This is a genomic window from Actinomycetospora lutea (assembly GCF_028737205.1).
In the GTDB taxonomy this organism is placed as follows: domain Bacteria; phylum Actinomycetota; class Actinomycetes; order Mycobacteriales; family Pseudonocardiaceae; genus Actinomycetospora; species Actinomycetospora lutea.
In genome coordinates this window covers 43,594-59,105 of record NZ_JAQZAL010000002.1, presented here as the reverse complement: position 1 = coordinate 59,105, position 15,512 = coordinate 43,594, and the positions used below count along the sequence as shown (strand labels likewise).

General features: G+C 75.5%; 15 protein-coding genes. 9 read left to right on the top strand and 6 right to left on the bottom strand.

Annotated elements, in window-relative coordinates; all coding sequences use genetic code 11:
- The first annotated feature begins 20 nt into the window (after window positions 1-20).
- From PHK61_RS02895 to PHK61_RS02885, 3 genes are all read left to right on the top strand, one after another.
- Window positions 21-1,127, top strand: coding sequence for a M24 family metallopeptidase (locus tag PHK61_RS02895; RefSeq protein ID WP_274279463.1), 1,107 nt, complete (start codon window positions 21-23; stop codon window positions 1,125-1,127).
- Window positions 1,128-1,222: 95 nt separating this feature from the next.
- Window positions 1,223-2,716, top strand: coding sequence for an apolipoprotein N-acyltransferase (gene lnt / locus PHK61_RS02890; RefSeq protein WP_274279462.1), 1,494 nt, complete (start codon window positions 1,223-1,225; stop codon window positions 2,714-2,716).
- Window positions 2,713-3,492, top strand: coding sequence for a polyprenol monophosphomannose synthase (locus tag PHK61_RS02885; protein ID WP_274279461.1), 780 nt, complete (start codon window positions 2,713-2,715; stop codon window positions 3,490-3,492). The genes lnt and PHK61_RS02885 overlap by 4 nt, the downstream gene beginning before the upstream one ends.
- 75 nt (window positions 3,493-3,567) lie before the next feature.
- Here the strand turns inward: PHK61_RS02885 and PHK61_RS02880 are convergent, their stop codons facing one another.
- Together PHK61_RS02880 and PHK61_RS02875 are read right to left on the bottom strand one after the other, a co-directional pair.
- Window positions 3,568-3,912 (bottom strand): RNA polymerase-binding protein RbpA, encoded by a 345-nt coding sequence (locus PHK61_RS02880; RefSeq protein ID WP_133828683.1) that lies wholly within the window; start codon window positions 3,910-3,912, stop codon window positions 3,568-3,570.
- Window positions 3,913-4,067: 155 nt separating this feature from the next.
- Window positions 4,068-4,904 (bottom strand): glycerophosphodiester phosphodiesterase family protein, encoded by an 837-nt coding sequence (locus PHK61_RS02875; RefSeq protein ID WP_274279460.1) that lies wholly within the window; start codon window positions 4,902-4,904, stop codon window positions 4,068-4,070.
- A gap of 165 nt (window positions 4,905-5,069) precedes the next feature.
- Between PHK61_RS02875 and PHK61_RS02870 the strand changes: the two genes are divergently transcribed.
- Window positions 5,070-5,939: a hypothetical protein gene (locus PHK61_RS02870; RefSeq protein WP_274279459.1), complete on the top strand. Its 870-nt coding sequence runs from the start codon at window positions 5,070-5,072 to the stop codon at window positions 5,937-5,939.
- Between the two features lie 165 nt (window positions 5,940-6,104).
- Here the strand turns inward: PHK61_RS02870 and ligD are convergent, their stop codons facing one another.
- The 3 genes from ligD to PHK61_RS02855 are packed head-to-tail and all read right to left on the bottom strand — an operon-like array spanning window position 6,105 to window position 8,991.
- Window positions 6,105-7,532 carry a non-homologous end-joining DNA ligase gene (gene ligD / locus PHK61_RS02865; RefSeq protein ID WP_274279458.1) on the bottom strand — a complete coding sequence of 476 codons (1,428 nt, stop codon included), beginning with the start codon at window positions 7,530-7,532 and terminating at the stop codon, window positions 6,105-6,107.
- A gap of 10 nt (window positions 7,533-7,542) precedes the next feature.
- Window positions 7,543-8,562 (bottom strand): extracellular catalytic domain type 1 short-chain-length polyhydroxyalkanoate depolymerase, encoded by a 1,020-nt coding sequence (locus PHK61_RS02860; protein ID WP_274279457.1) that lies wholly within the window; start codon window positions 8,560-8,562, stop codon window positions 7,543-7,545.
- A gap of 30 nt (window positions 8,563-8,592) precedes the next feature.
- Window positions 8,593-8,991, bottom strand: coding sequence for a CopG family transcriptional regulator (locus PHK61_RS02855; RefSeq protein ID WP_274279456.1), 399 nt, complete (start codon window positions 8,989-8,991; stop codon window positions 8,593-8,595).
- An 85-nt stretch (window positions 8,992-9,076) separates the two neighbouring features.
- On the opposite strand from PHK61_RS02855, the gene PHK61_RS02850 reads away from it, so the two are divergent.
- The 5 genes from PHK61_RS02850 (at window position 9,077) to PHK61_RS02825 (ending at window position 14,811) form a co-directional block, all read left to right on the top strand.
- Window positions 9,077-10,504, top strand: coding sequence for a thioredoxin family protein (locus PHK61_RS02850; RefSeq protein ID WP_274279455.1), 1,428 nt, complete (start codon window positions 9,077-9,079; stop codon window positions 10,502-10,504).
- A gap of 3 nt (window positions 10,505-10,507) precedes the next feature.
- On the top strand, window positions 10,508-11,023 hold the full coding sequence (locus PHK61_RS31875) for a UGSC family (seleno)protein (RefSeq protein WP_476287228.1): 516 nt from the start codon (window positions 10,508-10,510) through the stop codon (window positions 11,021-11,023).
- 44 nt (window positions 11,024-11,067) lie between these two features.
- The gene (locus PHK61_RS02835; protein WP_274279452.1) at window positions 11,068-12,003 is read left to right on the top strand and encodes a YihY/virulence factor BrkB family protein; all 936 of its coding nucleotides are present in this window, start codon (window positions 11,068-11,070) and stop codon (window positions 12,001-12,003) included.
- Window positions 12,004-12,201: 198 nt separating this feature from the next.
- The gene (locus PHK61_RS02830; RefSeq protein ID WP_274279451.1) at window positions 12,202-13,560 is read left to right on the top strand and encodes an FAD-binding oxidoreductase; all 1,359 of its coding nucleotides are present in this window, start codon (window positions 12,202-12,204) and stop codon (window positions 13,558-13,560) included.
- 27 nt (window positions 13,561-13,587) lie between these two features.
- Window positions 13,588-14,811, top strand: coding sequence for a class I SAM-dependent methyltransferase (locus PHK61_RS02825; RefSeq protein WP_420791345.1), 1,224 nt, complete (start codon window positions 13,588-13,590; stop codon window positions 14,809-14,811).
- Here PHK61_RS02825 and PHK61_RS02820 read toward each other — a convergent pair.
- Complete coding sequence (locus tag PHK61_RS02820; protein WP_274279449.1) at window positions 14,759-15,412, bottom strand: sigma-70 family RNA polymerase sigma factor; 654 nt, start codon at window positions 15,410-15,412, stop codon at window positions 14,759-14,761. The two genes, PHK61_RS02825 and PHK61_RS02820, sit on opposite strands and share 53 nt — an antisense overlap.
- Window positions 15,413-15,512: the final 100 nt, after the last annotated feature.

Here is a 15,512-nt window from a genome sequence, read left to right as displayed (position 1 = left end):
CTGACCTAGGCTCGGCGACCATGAGCGGCACCGCGCCCGACCACGTCACCGCCCGGCTCGAGCGGGCCCGCGCCGCCGCCCGGCAGGCCGGGGTGGACGCCCTGGTCGTGACCCCCGGGCCCGATCTGCAGTACCTCACCGGCGTCGTCAAGCACTCCCACGAGCGCCTCTCGGCGCTGCTGCTGCCCGCGCAGGGTGCGCCCGCGTTCGTCGTCCCGACGCTCGAGCGCCCCGGTCTGGACGGGTCGGCGGTCGAGGCCATGGACGTGCTGACCTGGACCGACGGGGTCGACCCGCACGCGCTCGCCGCCTCGGCGCTCGGAGACGTCCGGCGGGTCGCGGTGGCCGCGGACATGCCGGCCCTGCACGTCCTGGGCCTGCGCGACGCGCTGCCCGGCGCGACCCTCGAGCTCGCCACCCCGATCCTGCGGCAGCTGCGGATGCGCAAGGACGCCGAGGAGATCGCCTCGCTGCGCACGGCCGGGGCCGCCATCGACGACGTCCACGCGCGCGTGCCCGGGTGGCTCGTCGCGGGGCGGACCGAGGCCGAGGTCGGCGCCGACATCACCCGCGCCATCCTCGAGACCGGGCACGCCGAGGCCGCGTTCGTCATCGTCGGTTCGGGACCCAACGGCGCGAGCCCGCACCACGAGCTGTCCGACCGTGTCCTGCAGACCGGCGACGTCGTCGTCGTGGACATCGGCGGCCCGCTGCCCGACGGCTACAACTCCGACTCCACCCGCACCTACGTGGTGGGGGAGCCCGACGCCGAGGTGCGCGAGGTCTACGCGGTGCTCCAGCGCGCCCAGGCTGCCGCGGTCGACGCGGTGCGCCCCGGCGCCACGGCCGCGAGCATCGACGAGGCCGCCCGCGCGATCATCCGCGACGCCGGGTACGGCGAGTACTTCGTGCACCGCACCGGCCACGGCATCGGCCTCGAGGTGCACGAGGAGCCCTACATCGTCGACGGCAACGACCTCCCGCTCGAGCCGGGCATGGCCTTCAGCGTCGAGCCGGGCATCTACTTCCCCGGCCGGTGGGGCGCCCGCATCGAGGACATCGTGGTCGTCACCGAGTCCGGCGGCGAGTCGGTGAACCGGCGCCCCCACGACCTGCACCCGTGCTGACGACCGACCCCGGATCGCAGCGTCGGGCCCCGTCGCGCGATCTGTCCGAGCGACGGGGCCCTTCGCCCGGATCGTGGTCGCGCGTCGCCGGCGCCGTGGTCGCCGGGCTCCTGCTCTACGTCGCGTTCCCCCCGCTCGGGGCCTGGTGGGCCGCGCCGCTGGGGATCGCGCTGGCCGTCACGGTCGTCGACGGGCGCCGGCTGCGCGCCGCGTTCGGGCTCGGGCTGCTGGTGGGCGTGGCCTACCAGTGGCCGCTGCTGCACTGGACCGGCGAGTACGTCGGCGGCGTGTGGTTCCTGCTGCTCGCGGCCCTGACCGTGGTCGTGGCGGTGCCGATCGGTCTGCTGCCGCTGGTGACGCGGCTGCCCGGCGCGCCGCTGTGGGTCGCGTGCCTGTGGGTCGCCGGCGAGGCGGTCATCGAGCGGGCCCCGTTCGACGGCTTCCCCTGGGCCAAGCTCGCGTTCGGGCAGCCCGGCGGCCCGTTCGCGTCGCTGGCCTCGCTGGGCGGGGCACCGCTGGTCGGTGCCGCGGTCGCGCTGTGCGGCGCCGGGCTCTGGGCGCTGGTCCGCGCGCTGCGGCCCCCGCGCCGGGCCCGCGCCGTCGCGGGCGCGCTGGTCGCCGTGCTGCTCGGTCCGGTGGCCGGCCTGGCCGCGTGGCCCGCGGTCGCCGCGAGCCCGCCCGGCCCGACCGCCGTCGTCGCCGCCGTGCAGGGCAACGTGCCGCGCGCGGGTCTCGACTTCAACGCGCAGCGCCGCGCGGTGCTCGACAACCACGTGGCGGAGACACGCCGGCTCGCCGACGACGTCCGCGCCGGCCGCACCCCGCGCCCCGACCTCGTGATCTGGCCCGAGAACGCCTCGGACATCGACCCGATCCGCAACGCCGACGCCGGCGCGGAGATCCAGGCGGTCACCGACGAGATCGGCGTGCCCGTGGTGGTCGGCGCCGTGCTGTCGGGCACCCGCGGCCCCGACGGCACCCTCGTCCAGGGCCCGCGGAACACCGCCATCGTCTGGGTGCCGGGCACCGGCCCGACCGGGACCTACACGAAGCGCCACATCCTGCCGTTCGGCGAGTACATCCCGCTGCGCCCCGTCGCGCGCGCGGTCTCGCCGCTCGTCGACCGCGTCACCGACTTCGAACCGGGCACCGGCTCCGGGGTGCTGCCGGCCGGCCCGGTGCGCCTCGGCGTCGCGACCTGCTACGAGGTCGTCTTCGACGACGCGGTCCGCGACGCCGTGGCGGGCGGCGCCGACCTGCTCACCGTGCCGACGAACAACGCGACGTTCGGCTACAGCGACATGACCTACCAGCAGCAGGGCATGTCGCGGCTGCGCGCGATCGAGCACGACCGCGCCGTGGTGATCGCCGCGACCAGCGGGCAGAGCGCGGTGATCGCCCCGGACGGGTCCCTGGTCGCGCGCACCGGGGCGCTGTTCACCCCCGGCGTGCTCGTCGAGCAGGTGCCGCTGCGCACCACGACGACGCTCGCGACGCGCCTCGGGCCGGCGCCGGAGTGGGCGCTCGTCGCCCTCGCGCTGGGCGCGCTCGTCGTCGGGGTCGCGCGCCGCCCGCGGGGGCGCGCGTGACCGGTCCGGCCGCCGACGGGTCGGACGTGCTGGTGACCGTCCCGACCTACAACGAGCGCGAGAGCCTGCCGCGGCTCGTGACCCGGCTCCACGCCACCCTGCCCGGGCTGCGGATCCTCGTCGTCGACGACGGCAGCCCGGACGGCACCGGCGCGCTCGCCGACGCGATCGCCGACGCCGACCCCCGCGTGCGGGTGCACCACCACGCGCCCCGCGCCGGCCTCGGCGCCGCGTACGTCGACGCGTTCTCGCTGATCCTCGACGGGTGCTGCGACGGGTTCGCGCGCGGCGTCGGGTGGATCGTGCAGATGGACGCCGACGGGTCGCACGCCCCGGAGGAGCTGCCGCGCCTGCTCGCGGCGGCCGCGGACGCCGACGTCGTGCTCGGCTCGCGCTACGTGCCCGGCGGCGCGACGGCGGGCTGGGCGTGGCACCGCCGGCTGCTCTCCCGCGCGGGCAACGTGTACTCGCGGCGGGCGCTGCGCCTGCGGCTGCACGACGTCACCGGCGGGTACCGCTGCTTCCGCCGCGCGGCGCTGGCCGAGCTCGGGATGGCGACGGTGGCCTCGGAGGGCTACTGCTTCCAGGTCGACGTCGCGTTCCGGGTGGACCGCGCGGGGCTGCGCGCCCGCGAGGTGCCGATCACGTTCGTCGAGCGCGAGCACGGCCTGTCCAAGATGAGCGGAGCCGTGGTGCGCGAGGCGCTCTGGCGCATCACCTCGTGGGCCGTGCGCGACCGGGTCCGGCGCCACCGCGCGCGCCCGGCCCGGAGCTGACCCCGGGATCGCCTCCGGACACACGCGAGGGCCGCCCCGGCTCTCCGGGACGGCCCTGGTTCGTGTGCCGCGCGCTCAGGCGCTCTCGGAGCGGCGCTCCTTGAGCAGGCCGAGCCGCTCGTCGAGCAGCTCCTCCAGCTCGGGGACGGACCGGCGCTCGAGCAGCATGTCCCAGTGGGTCCGCGGCGGCTTGGCCTTCTTCTGCTCGGGCTCGGTGCCGTCGATCCGCTTGCCCTCGTCGCCGTGCAGACGGCACTCCCAGGTCACCGGCGCCTCGGCGTCGTCGGAGAACGGCACCTCGAAGTCGTGGCCCTTGGGGCAGCGGTAGGCGAAGGAACGGCGGGGGGCGAGGTCGTGGTCGCGGTCGGTCTCGTAGCTCACGGCCCCGAGACGGCTACCACGGAGGACGCGGTCGGCCATGATGGTGTCCTTTCCTCGACTGCGAGTGCACCCGCAGACGCGCGGGGCGCCGGGCACGGGGTGGTCAACGCCGGACCACCGCAGTTCGTTCCCGCCGTGCCCGTCGTTCACCCGTTCCGTGACCCGACTCACCGGTCCGGGCGCACACGGGGTGATTACCCGTCCTCGTCAACGCCCACACGACGCCGGTTGTGCCCGGGCCAGGCCCCGCGCGTGACGAGGACGTCCCGCAGCAGGTCGGGGCGGTCGGTCATGATGCCGTCGACCCCGAGGTCGAGCAGGCGGTGCATCTCGGAGGTGCGGTCGACCGTCCAGGCGTGGACCTCGACGCCGAGCTCGTGGGCCGCGGCGATGAGCGTCGGCTCGACCACCGACAGCGCGCCGAAGCGCACGGGCAGCTGGGCGAGGTCGCCGCGCACCGGCAGCGCGCGGCGCAACGGGCCCGGCGACGCGGCGCGTGCCCGCAGGCGCACCGCCGAGCGCGCCGCGATGCCCGTGATCACCCGGTCGCCGAACCGTGCGCGCACCGCCTGCACGCGCCGCTCGTCCATGCTCGCCACGGCGACGCGCTCGGCGACGTCGTCGCGCTCGAGCAGCTGCAGCATGGGCCCGAGCGTGCCGGGTGCCTTGAGGTCGACGTTGAACCGCGTGTCGGGGAGGGCCTCGAGCACCTCCTCGAGGCGGGGGAGCGGCTCTCGCCCGCGCAGGCGCACGCCGGCCAGGTCGGCCCAGGGCATGGAGCGCAGGACCCCCGGGTGCCCGGCCACGCGGCGCAGGGTGGCGTCGTGGTGCACGACGAGCACACCGTCGGCGGTCGCGTGCACGTCGGTCTCGAGATAGGTGTAGCCCTCCTCGACCGCCCGGCGGAACGCCAGGAGCGAGTTCTCCAGGCCCTCGAGCTCACCGATGTGCCAGCCGCGGTGCGCGAACGCCCGCGGGGTCCGGCCGGCGAGGAACGGATGCGGGGTGTTCGGGTGCTGGGCCCGGGTCACGGGCCCCGAGTCTGCCCGGTCCGCGGGATCGGCGCGCGGGTCGGACGTTGTTGCTGCACACAGCCGTGGTCCTTCGCACGTTTCGGGGAATCGCCGGACCACCTTGGGGGCGCACATGTACGTGCAGTAGTCTCGGCGATCACACTGGGCTGAGGGGAGCGCAGGATGCCCAAGGGGTCGGGGGGTGAGCCCTCCTGGTGGTCGTCGGGCGACGTGCCCGCCGAGCTCCCGTCCTGGGCGCGTCGCGGCCTCGAGGAGTCGCCCACCGAGCTCACGCCCTCCGCGCCGGTCACCGACCCGGGCCGCCACCGCCGACGCCGCCGTGCCGCCGCGGCCGCCGGCGCCGGCGCCGGCGGTCGCCTGCGGGGCTGGGGGCTGGCCGCCGCCTCGGTCGCGGCCGCGGCCGCCGTGGTGCCCGCCGCGATCTCGACCCTCGCCCACGACGGGGAGAACACCGCCCTGCCGCGCGTGGGCACCTTCCCGGTCGTCGCGCCGGGCGACCTGCCGGGCCAGGGCGCCGCGCCGGGCACCCTGACGGCCCCGGGCTCGTCGACGCAGGACCCGGGCGCCCCCGCCGACGCCTCCGTGCTCCCGCCGCTGGACGACCCGGGCGTGGCGATCGCCCAGCCCCCGCGGTCCGCGACCGTCACCCCGCGCGCCCTCGCTCGCGACGACGAGACCACCTCGCGCGCGACCACCCGCCCGAGCACCGGCAGCTCCAGCGCGGACGACGAGGACGACGAGACCTCGACCCCGACGACCCGGGGCGACGGTGACGACGACGGTGACGACGACGGGTCCGGCGGTGGGTCCGGGGGCTCGGGCGGGTCCGGGGGCTCCGGCGGATCGTCCGGCGGGTCGGGCTCGTCCGGCGGCGGGTCCGGGGGCTCGGGCGGGTCCGGTGGCTCGGGCGGCTCCGGTGGGTCCGGTGGGTCCGGGTCCCGCGGCGGCGACGGTCTGGTCGGCGGGCTCGGCAACACCGTCAACGGTGTGGTCGGCGGCGTGGGCCGCACCGTCAACGGCCTGACCGGCTGAGCCGGGCCCGCCCCGGACCGCCGGTCGCTCGCCAGAACGATCTCCCGACGGTGCCGCTGGTGCTGTGCGCCCGCGGGCACCCACCGCCCGTCCGGTGGCGGCCGGCCGATCACGGCCGGACCGACGACTCCCACGACACTCCCGGGAGATCGATCCGGAGAGCGGTCAGCCGGCCGCCGGCGCCTCGGGCAGGTCGGGTCGTGTGACGCCCTCGCCCAGCGCCGCGGCGTAGAGGTCACCGTGCGTCTCGATGCGGGCGAGCACGTCGGCGGGGGAGAACGTCAGCTCCCGGACCTCCTGCGCCGCCTCCACCTCGTCCCAGGTCAGCGGCGTGGACACGGTCGGCGCGCCGTGGGCCGCCCGCGCCCGCAGCGAGTAGGGCGCGACGGTGGTCTTCGCCGTGTTGTTCTGGCTCCAGTCGACGAAGATCTTCCCGCGACGCCGCTCCTTGGCCATGATCGCCGTGACCGACCGCGGGGTCTCGCGGGCCAGGAGCTCGGCGACGCCCTTCGCGTACGCCGACGTCCGGGCGGGGTCCTCGACGCGCACCGCCGCGCTGACCTGCATGCCCTTGCTGCCGCTGGTCTTCGGGCAGGGCTCGAGCCCGTCGGCGCGCAGGACGTCGCGCACGCGCCGGGCGATCCGCGCGCAGTCGACGACCGTGGTGCCCTCGCCCGGGTCGAGGTCGAAGACGAGCTCGTCGGGCGGCTGCGGGGTGTCGTCGTCGTCCACCCGCCACTGCGGCACGTGGAGCTCGAGCACCGCGAGGTTGGCCAGGTACACGAGCGTCGCGAGCTCCTCGACGACCACGAAGTTCGCCGTCGCCGACCCCCGGCTGCTGCCCGGGGTCGGCACGGTGACGCTGCGCAGCCACTCCGGGGCCTTCGCACCGGCGTTCTTCTCGTAGAACGAGGGCGCGGAGATGCCGTCGGGGAAGCGGCGCAGCGTCAGGGGCCGGCCGGCGAGGTGGGGGAGCAGGGTGTCGGCGACGCGGGCGTAGTAGTCGATCACCGACGCCTTGGGGACGTCGGGGTAGAGCTCCTTGTCGAGGTTCGACAGCCGCAGCCCGCGCCCGCCGACCACGACCCGCGGCGACTGCGCCGACGTGTCCCGCGCCGGGGCGGGGGTGTCGCTCTTCCGGCGCTGGACCAGCCAGTCCTTCTCCTGCTGGTCGTCGCGGTCGGGCCGGAAGAACACGAACCGGCCCGAGACCCGCTCGCCGTGCAGCGTCACCGCGACCTCGCGGTCGGACCACTTCTCGGTCTCGTAGCGCCCCGAGTCCCAGATCGTCATCGACCCGCCGCCGTACTCGCCGGCGGGGATCTCGCCGTGGAAGTCCAGGTACTCCAGCGGGTGGTCCTCGGTGTGGACCGCGAGGCGCGGCGCGCCCGGCTCGTCCGGCAGACCCCGGGGCACCGCGAAGGACACGAGCACGCCGTCGCGCTCGAAGCGCACGTCGTAGTGCAGGCGCCGCGCGTGGTGCTCCTGCACGACGAAGCGGTCGCCGGTCGGCGCCGCGTCGTCGACCCGCCCGAACGGCTCCGGCGTGCGCGCCGGATCCCGCTTGGCGTTGTACTCGGAGAGGTCGGGCACGGGAGCTGGTCTACCCGACCGCGCGGTCCGGCTGCACCCCCGCCGCGCCCGTGAACCCGAAGAAGGCGAGCATCGCGCCGGCGGCGTCGGGTCCCGACGGATCGGCGTACTGGACGCCCGCGCGCCCGCCGGACCAGGCGTGCCCCAGGCCGTGCACGGTCCACGACTCGGCCAGCACCCGCCCGCCGGGCTCGGTGACCCGCTCCCGGGTCCAGCCGCGTCCCCCCTCGGCGCGCCCCGACGTCCGCTCGCGCGCCACCCCGCCGGCCCCGACCAGCGCCGAGCGCACCACCGCCTCGCCGTTGCCGGGCGCCACGGTGCGGTCCGCGTCGCCGTGCACGACGACGAGCGGGACGGGCCCGGCGTCGGCGACAGTCGCGGGCGGGCTGGACATCGCCGCGAACGCCGAGCCGACGTCACGCGCGGCGCGGTGGGGCAGGCCCGAGTGCACACCGGCCCCGCAGTAGAGGTCGGGATGGGTGGCGGCCATGACCGCGGCCATCGCCGCGCCGGCGGAGAAGCCGGCCACGGCCACCCGCGCCGGGTCGGTGCCCAGCTCCGAGGCCACCGACCGGGTGATCGCCGCGATGATCGCCGGCTCCCCGGCGTCGCGGGTCTGGTCGCCGGGGCGGAACCAGTTCCAGTAGCCCATCGCGTTGGCGGCCCGCGACTGCTCCGGGTAGACGACCGCGACGCCGGCGCGCTCGGCCGCCTCGTCCATGCCGGTGCACGCGGCGAACCCGTCGGCGTCCTGCGTGCCGCCGTGCAGCATCACCATCAGCGGCGCGCCCGGCGCGAGGCCCGCGGGGACGCAGAGGCGGTAGGCGCGCCGGTCGCCGTGCGCGGACGCCGCGCCGCGGGTGACGGTGCCCCCGGCCCGCGACCGGCCGGTCCGCCCGGGGGGCGAGTAGGGCGCCGGGGACGCCATCGCGGGCAGACCGCCGCCCAGGTGCTCCTGGATCCTGGCCGTCGCGTCGAGCAGACGGCCCTGGCGGACGAGGCGGGTGGCGTCGTTCATCCTGCGGAACACGGCGTCCTCCTGCTGACCCCCGGGGGGTCGTCAGACGATGCGGGGACCCAGTGCGGCCTTCACCGCACGGCTGGCCCGGAAGGCCCCGAGTACCTCGACCGAGGCGATCGTGGCCGTCGCGAGCTCCGGCGGGACGTCCTCGGCGACGGTGGCGAGCCCGAGCACACGGATGTGCACCTGCTCGCCGGCGTCGCGCAGGGTCTCGAGGTCGCGCCGGGAGAAGTGCTGGGTCCCCAGCACCAGGGTGCGGCGCGCGACGGTCTGCTCGATCGCGCGTTCGCTGGTGGCGAGCTGGTTGCGGACGGCGGTGCGGATGAAGTCCGTGCGGGTGGTGAAGAACCCCTCCTGCACGAGCAGGTCGATGCGCCCGAGGTCGACCGGACCGAGATTGATCGTGATCTTCTCGGTCCGCTCCGGCTCACCGGCCATGTGATCCTCCGTCCGCCATCCACATGGATGGTGCACGGAAGGTCCGCGGTGCGCAAGGGATGGCCCGGCCGGTAACGTGCCGAGGGTGGGCGTGCCGGAAGACGGTCTCGTGGTGGTGCTCAAGCAGGACTGCCCGACGTGCCGCCTGGTGGCGCCGGTCCTCGACGTCCTCGACGCGACCGTCTTCAGCCAGGACGACCCCGCCTTCCCGCCCGGCATCGAGGTCCGCGACGACACCGCGCTCGACGCCAGCGTGGCGCTGGGCATCGACGTCGTGCCGACCCTGCTGCGCCGGGAGGGCGGGCGCGAGACCGCGCGCACCGAGGGCTGGGACCGCGAGCGGTGGCGCGAGCTCGCCGGGGTCGCCGACCTCGGCGCCGAGCTGCCGGAGTGGAAGCCCGGCTGCGGGTCGCGCACCCACGACCCCGCGGTCGCCGACGAGATGCTCCTGCGCGCCCGGGGCCACGAGCTCGCCGCCCGGCGCGTCGAGCTCGCGGGCCTCGAGGACGAGGCCGAGGCGCTCTACGACCGGGGCTGGACCGACGGGCTGCCCGTGGTCGCGCCGACCCCGCCGCGCGTGCTGCGGATGCTCGCGGGCACCACGCGGGCGCCCGACGAGGTCGTCGCCGTCGTCCCGCCGAACCTCGTGCCCGCGACCGTCGAGAAGGTCGCGATCAACGCCGTCCTCGCGGGCTGCCGCCCCGAATACCTCCCGGTGGTGCTCGCCGCCGTCGAGGCCGCCTGCGACGACGCGTTCAACGCCCACGGCCTGCTCGCGACCACCTGGGGCGCGGCGCCGGCGGTCCTCGTCCACGGCCCGGTGGCCCGCCGGATCGGGGTGCACGCCGGCGGCAACGCGCTCGGGCAGGGCACGCGGGCGAACTCGACGATCGGGCGCGCGCTGCAGCTGGTGATCCGCAACGTCGGCGGCGGGCGGCCCGGCGAGGTCGACCGGGCCACGCTCGGCCAGCCCGGCAAGGTCGGGCTCTGTTTCGCCGAGGACGAGGACGGCTCGCCGTGGGAGCCGCTGTCGGTGTCGCGCGGGGTGCCGGCCGGGGCGTCGGCGGTCACGGTGTTCGCCGCCGAGGGCGCCCGCGGTGTCGTCGACCAGATCTCGCGCACCCCGGACTCGCTGGCCCGCTCGCTGGCGGGCGCGCTGCGCGGGGTCGCCCACCCCAAGCTCGCCGGCGGCTTCGACGCCACGCTCGTGCTGGCGCCCGAGCACGTCGCGGTGTTCGCCGGGGCGGGGTGGGACCGCGCGCGCTTCACCGCGGCGCTCGACGAGCTGCTCCTGATCCCGCCCGAGGAGCTCGCCCGGGGCGCCGACGGCATCGAGGAGGGCCTGCCCGCGCCGCTGGGCCGACCTCTGGGCGCGCGACCCAAGTTCCGGCCCGGCGGTCTGCTGGTCGCCGTGGCCGGCGGGGGAGCGGGGAAGTTCTCCACCGTCATCGGCGGCTGGGTCGGCGGACCCGGCGGCAGCGATCCCGTCACCCGCGTCATCGAGGAGGCCTGAATGGTGACCGTGCTGGACCCCACCGACGAGTCCCGGCCGTCGTCGCGCACCGTCGGGGCGCGTCCCGACGACCTCGCCGGCCGGACCGTGGGGCTGCTCGACATCGCCAAGCCGCGCGGCGACGTCTTCCTCGACCGGCTCGAGTCGCTGCTCGGTGAGCGCGGCGCGACGGTCCGCCGCTACGCCAAGCCGACCTTCACCAAGCCGCTGCCCGCGGACCTGCGCGCGGAGATCGCCGCCGAGTGCGACGTGGTGATCGAGGCACTCGCCGATTGAGGCTCGTGCACGTCGTGCAGTGTGCACGACCTCGCCGCCCTCGAGGCCGACGGCGTCACCGCCACCTTCGTCGCGTCGACGGAGTTCGTGACCGCCACCGACGTCCAGGCCCGCGCGCTGGGCTTCGCGTCCGTGCCCGCCGTCTACGTCGCGCACCCGATCCAGGACCGGACCGACGACGAGATGGCCGCCCTCGCCGACGAGTCGTTGCCGCGGGTCCTGGCGGCGGTCACCCGGACGTGAACCCCCGGTGAGGGCGCCGGGACCCGGCGTGGTTGCCTGGGCGGATGGCACCGGCGGGGCGGCTCGGGCGCATCGGGTGGCCGACGTCCGCGCGTAGGGGACCCTGGTGGCGGCGCCTGCGCGAGAGCCGGCGGCTCTACCGCGCCCGTCACGGTGACCACCTCGCCGCCGCCGTCACGTTCTTCACCGTGCTCGCCCTGGTGCCGCTGCTGATGCTGGCGGTGTCCGCGGTCGGGTTCGTGCTGTCCTCCAGCCAGAGCGTGTTCGCCGAGGTGGAGGGACTCCTCGCGGCGGCGCTGCCCCAGCCGGTGGGCACGGAGGTCGTCCACGTCGTCCACGTCGTGGTGGCCGAGCGCGGCACCCTCGGGGTGCTCGGGCTGGCGGCCGCCGCGGTCTCCGGGTGGAGCTGGATCAGCCACCTGCGCGACGCGGTGACCGCGCTGCTCGGGCTGCCCTGCCCGGAGCGCCGGGTGCGCTCCGCGGTCTCCGACGTCACGGCGCTGGTGGGCGTCGGCCTCGCGCTGGCCGTCTCGTTCGCGCTGGCGACGCTGACCGGTGTGCTCGGGAGGTGGGTGCTCGACCTCCTGGGGCTGACGAGCACGGGCGGCGCGCGGGCGGTGCTGGCGGTCGGCTCCCTCGTCGTCGGGCTCGCCGCCAACTGGCTGGTCGTCGCGTGGTGCCTGGCCCACCTCCCGCGCCCGACGCGGTCCCTGCGCCCGCTGCTGCCCGCGGCGGCCGTGGCCGCGGTGGGCCTCGTCGTCCTGCAGCAGATCGGCGGCCTGTACTTCCGGCTGGTCGGGAGCTCGCCCGCGGTGACCGCCCTGGGCGCCCTGGTCGGCTTCCTCCTGATCGTCTATCTCGTCGTCCGCTGGCTGTTCCTCGTGACCGTCTGGACCGGGACACGGGCCCCGGACGCCGTGGCCGACCGCGGCGAGACCGCCCGCGGGGGGATCGAACTGGTGGCCGACCTGGTCGGGTGACGGCCCGGCCCACCGTGGCCACGCCGTGGCCACGCCGTCGCCGCACCGAACCGACACGCCGGGTGGCACACCGGACACGGTCCGTCGAGCGTCCGCTCGGGTGGCGCACAGAACATCTGAGATCCGGTGCTTCAGGGTTCACACCGGGCATACGCTCGCCCGTGATCCGGGAGGAGGCACCCAGATGACGGTCGGCTCATGACCACCACGACGGACGCCGGGACCGCCCACCGCCGGGCGGTGGACGCGGTGCGGGAGGGGCTCGCGGCGCTGCCGCCGAACGCCCCGGTCCGGCTGCGCAAGAAGACCTCCAACCTGTTCCGCTTCCGCGACGGCGCGGGCGGGCTCACCGTCGAGGGACTCGACCGCGTGCTCGCGGTCGACCCCGAGGCGCGCACCGCCGACGTCGCGGGGATGACCACCTACGAGGACCTCGTCGCGGCGACCCTGCCGCACGGGCTCATGCCGCTCGTCGTCCCGCAGCTCAAGACGATCACCCTGGGCGGCGCGGTCGTGGGGCTGGGCATCGAGTCGTCGTCGTTCCGCGACGGGCTCCCGCACGAGTCGGTGCTCGAGGCCGACGTGCTCACCGGGACCGGCGACATCCTGTCCACCACGGACCACCCCGACCTCCTGTCGGGCCTGCCGAACTCCTACGGGACGCTGGGCTACGCGCTGCGGCTGCGCATCGAGCTCGCACCGGTCCGCCCGTTCGTGCGCCTGCGCCACGTCCGCTTCGACACCGCGGAGGAGGTCACGCGGGCGCTCGCCGAGGTGTCGGCGACCCGGGCGTGGGCGGGGGAGCGGGTCGACTTCTGCGACGGCGTCGTGTTCTCCGCGCGCGAGCACTACATGACCGTCGGCGAGATGGTCGACACCGCGCCGTACCTCTCCGACTACACCGGGCAGGGCATCTACTACCGGTCGATCCAGCACCGGGAGACCGACTTCCTGTCGATCCACGACTACCTGTGGCGCTGGGACACCGACTGGTTCTGGTGCTCGCGGGCGCTCGGCGTCCAGCACCCGGTGGTCCGGCGGCTCTGGCCGTCGCGCTACCGCCGCTCCGACGTCTACCGCCGCATCGTCGCGCTCGACCGGCGCACCGGGCTGTCGCAGGCCCTGGCGCGCCGCCGCGGCGTGACCGGCGTCGAGCCGATCATCCAGGACGTCGAGGTGCCGGTGGACCGTCTGCCGGAGTTCCTCGCGTTCTTCCACGAGGAGATCGGGATCAGCCCGGTCTGGCTGTGCCCGCTCCGTCAGCGTGATCGCCGGGCATGGCCGCTCTACCCCCTGGACCCGGACACGACCTACGTCAACATCGGGTTCTGGTCGGACGCCCCGCTCGCGGAGGGCCAGGCGCCGGACCACCACAACCGGCGCATCGAGCAGGTGCTCATGGGGCTGGACGGGCACAAGTCGCTGTACTCGACGGCCAGCTACACGCGCACCGAGTTCGACGCGTTGTACGGAGGGGCGACCTACCGGGAGCTCAAGGCTCGCTACGACCCGGACGGCCGCCTCCCCGACCTCTACACCAAGACCGTGACGGGCTGAGGAGGGATCGTCGTGCAGGTCGCCGAGATGTTCCGACCGGTGCTGGGGGAGCAGGCCCCCGTCGCCATCCGCGCCTACGACGGGAGTCGGTCGTCCCCGGGCGGGGCGCCCCCCGTCGCCACCGTCGACGTGCGCAGCGAGACCGCGCTCGCCTACCTCGCGAGCTCGCCCAACTCCCTGGGCCTCGCGCGGGCGTACGTCTCCGGGCACCTCGACGTCGACGGCGACATCTACACCGCACTCACCGCCCTGGGCGAGCTGACCGTCTCCGACGTCACGCCGGCGACGCTCGTGCGCATGGCCGCGCGCCTGGCGCCGCTGCGCTTCAAGCACCGCGTCGCACCCCCGCCCGAGGAGCACCGCCAGCACGGCCGGCGGCACTCCAAGGACCGCGACTCCGACGCGATCGAGCACCACTACGACGTGTCGAACCGCTTCTACGAGATGGTCCTCGGGCCCTCGATGGCCTACACGTGCGCCGTCTACCCGTCCGAGACCGCGACGCTCGAGGACGCCCAGTTCACCAAGCACGCGCTGGTGGCCGAGAAGCTCCGCCTGGAGCCGGGCATGCGGCTGCTCGACGTGGGCTGCGGCTGGGGCCAGATGGCGATGCACGCCGCCGAGCACCACGGGGTGCGCGCGCTCGGCGTGACGCTCTCGCGCGACCAGGCCACCTGGGCGCAGAAGGAGGTCGCCCGCCGCGGGCTCGGCGACCTCGTCGAGATCCGTCACGGCGACTACCGCGACGTCACCGAGGGGGAGTTCGACGCCGTCAGCTCGATCGGGCTCACCGAGCACATCGGGCGGCGCAACATCCCGGGCTACTTCCGCTTCCTCCACGGCAGGCTGCGCACCGGGGGGCGCCTGCTCAACCACTGCATCACCCGGCCCGACGCGCACCACCGGGCCCACGCCGACCCGTTCATCGACCGCTACGTCTTCCCGGACGGCGAGCTCCTGCCGATCGGGTGGCTCATCTCGCGGATGAACGCCGCCGGGTTCGAGATCCGGCACGAGGAGAACCTGCGCGAGCACTACGCGAGGACGCTCGCCGGGTGGTCGGCCAACCTCGAGGCGAACTGGGACGAGTGCGTCGCCGAGGCCGGCGAGGGCCGCGCCCGTGTGTGGCGGCTCTACATGCCCGCGTGCCAGGTCGGCTTCGACCTGAACAACATCCAGCTCCACCAGGTGCTGGGGGTCAAGCTCGGCCCCGACGCCCGGTCCGGGTTCCCGCTCCGGCCCGCGTACTGAGCAGCCCGCGGGGCGGGGTGTCGTCGGGGCCGCGGTCGTCGTCGGCCTCGCCCATGACGGTGCGGAGCTTGGCGACGGCGCGGTGCTGGGCGACCCGCACCGCGCCGGGCGTCGAGCCGACCGCGATCGCGGTCTCCTCGGCGGAGAGCCCGACGACGACGCGCAGTACGAGGATCTCGCGCTGCTTGGCGGGCAGCTGGGCGAGCAGCGCGCGCATCTCCGCGCTGGCGGACATCTCGAGCGCCGCCTGCTCGGGACCCACGGCGTCGGTGAAGCCCTCGGGCACGTCGTCGGTGGGCTCGGAGCGGTCGCGGCCGGCGTGCCGGTGGGCGTCGACGACCTTGTGGGCGGCGATGCCGTACACGAACGCGAGGAAGGGCTTGCCCTGGTCGGTGTAGGTCGGCAGCGACTTCAGGACCGCCAGGCAGACCTCCTGGGCGACGTCGTCGGCAGCCACGCAGGCCCGCTCGGTGCCCAGGCGCGAGCGGCAGTAGCGCACGACCAGGGGCCGCAGGATCATGAGCAGCTGGTTGAGCGCCCTGCGGTCGCCCGCCACGACGGCGGCGACCAGCCGGTCGATCTCGTCGGATTCGTCGGTCACCGGCGCCCCCGCCGGTGTCCTGCTCCTGTCGTCACGGTTCCCCCCGAGCACGCCCGGGTCCTCGCCGGGCACTGATCGTGAGCGGGTCGTCACGCGACGG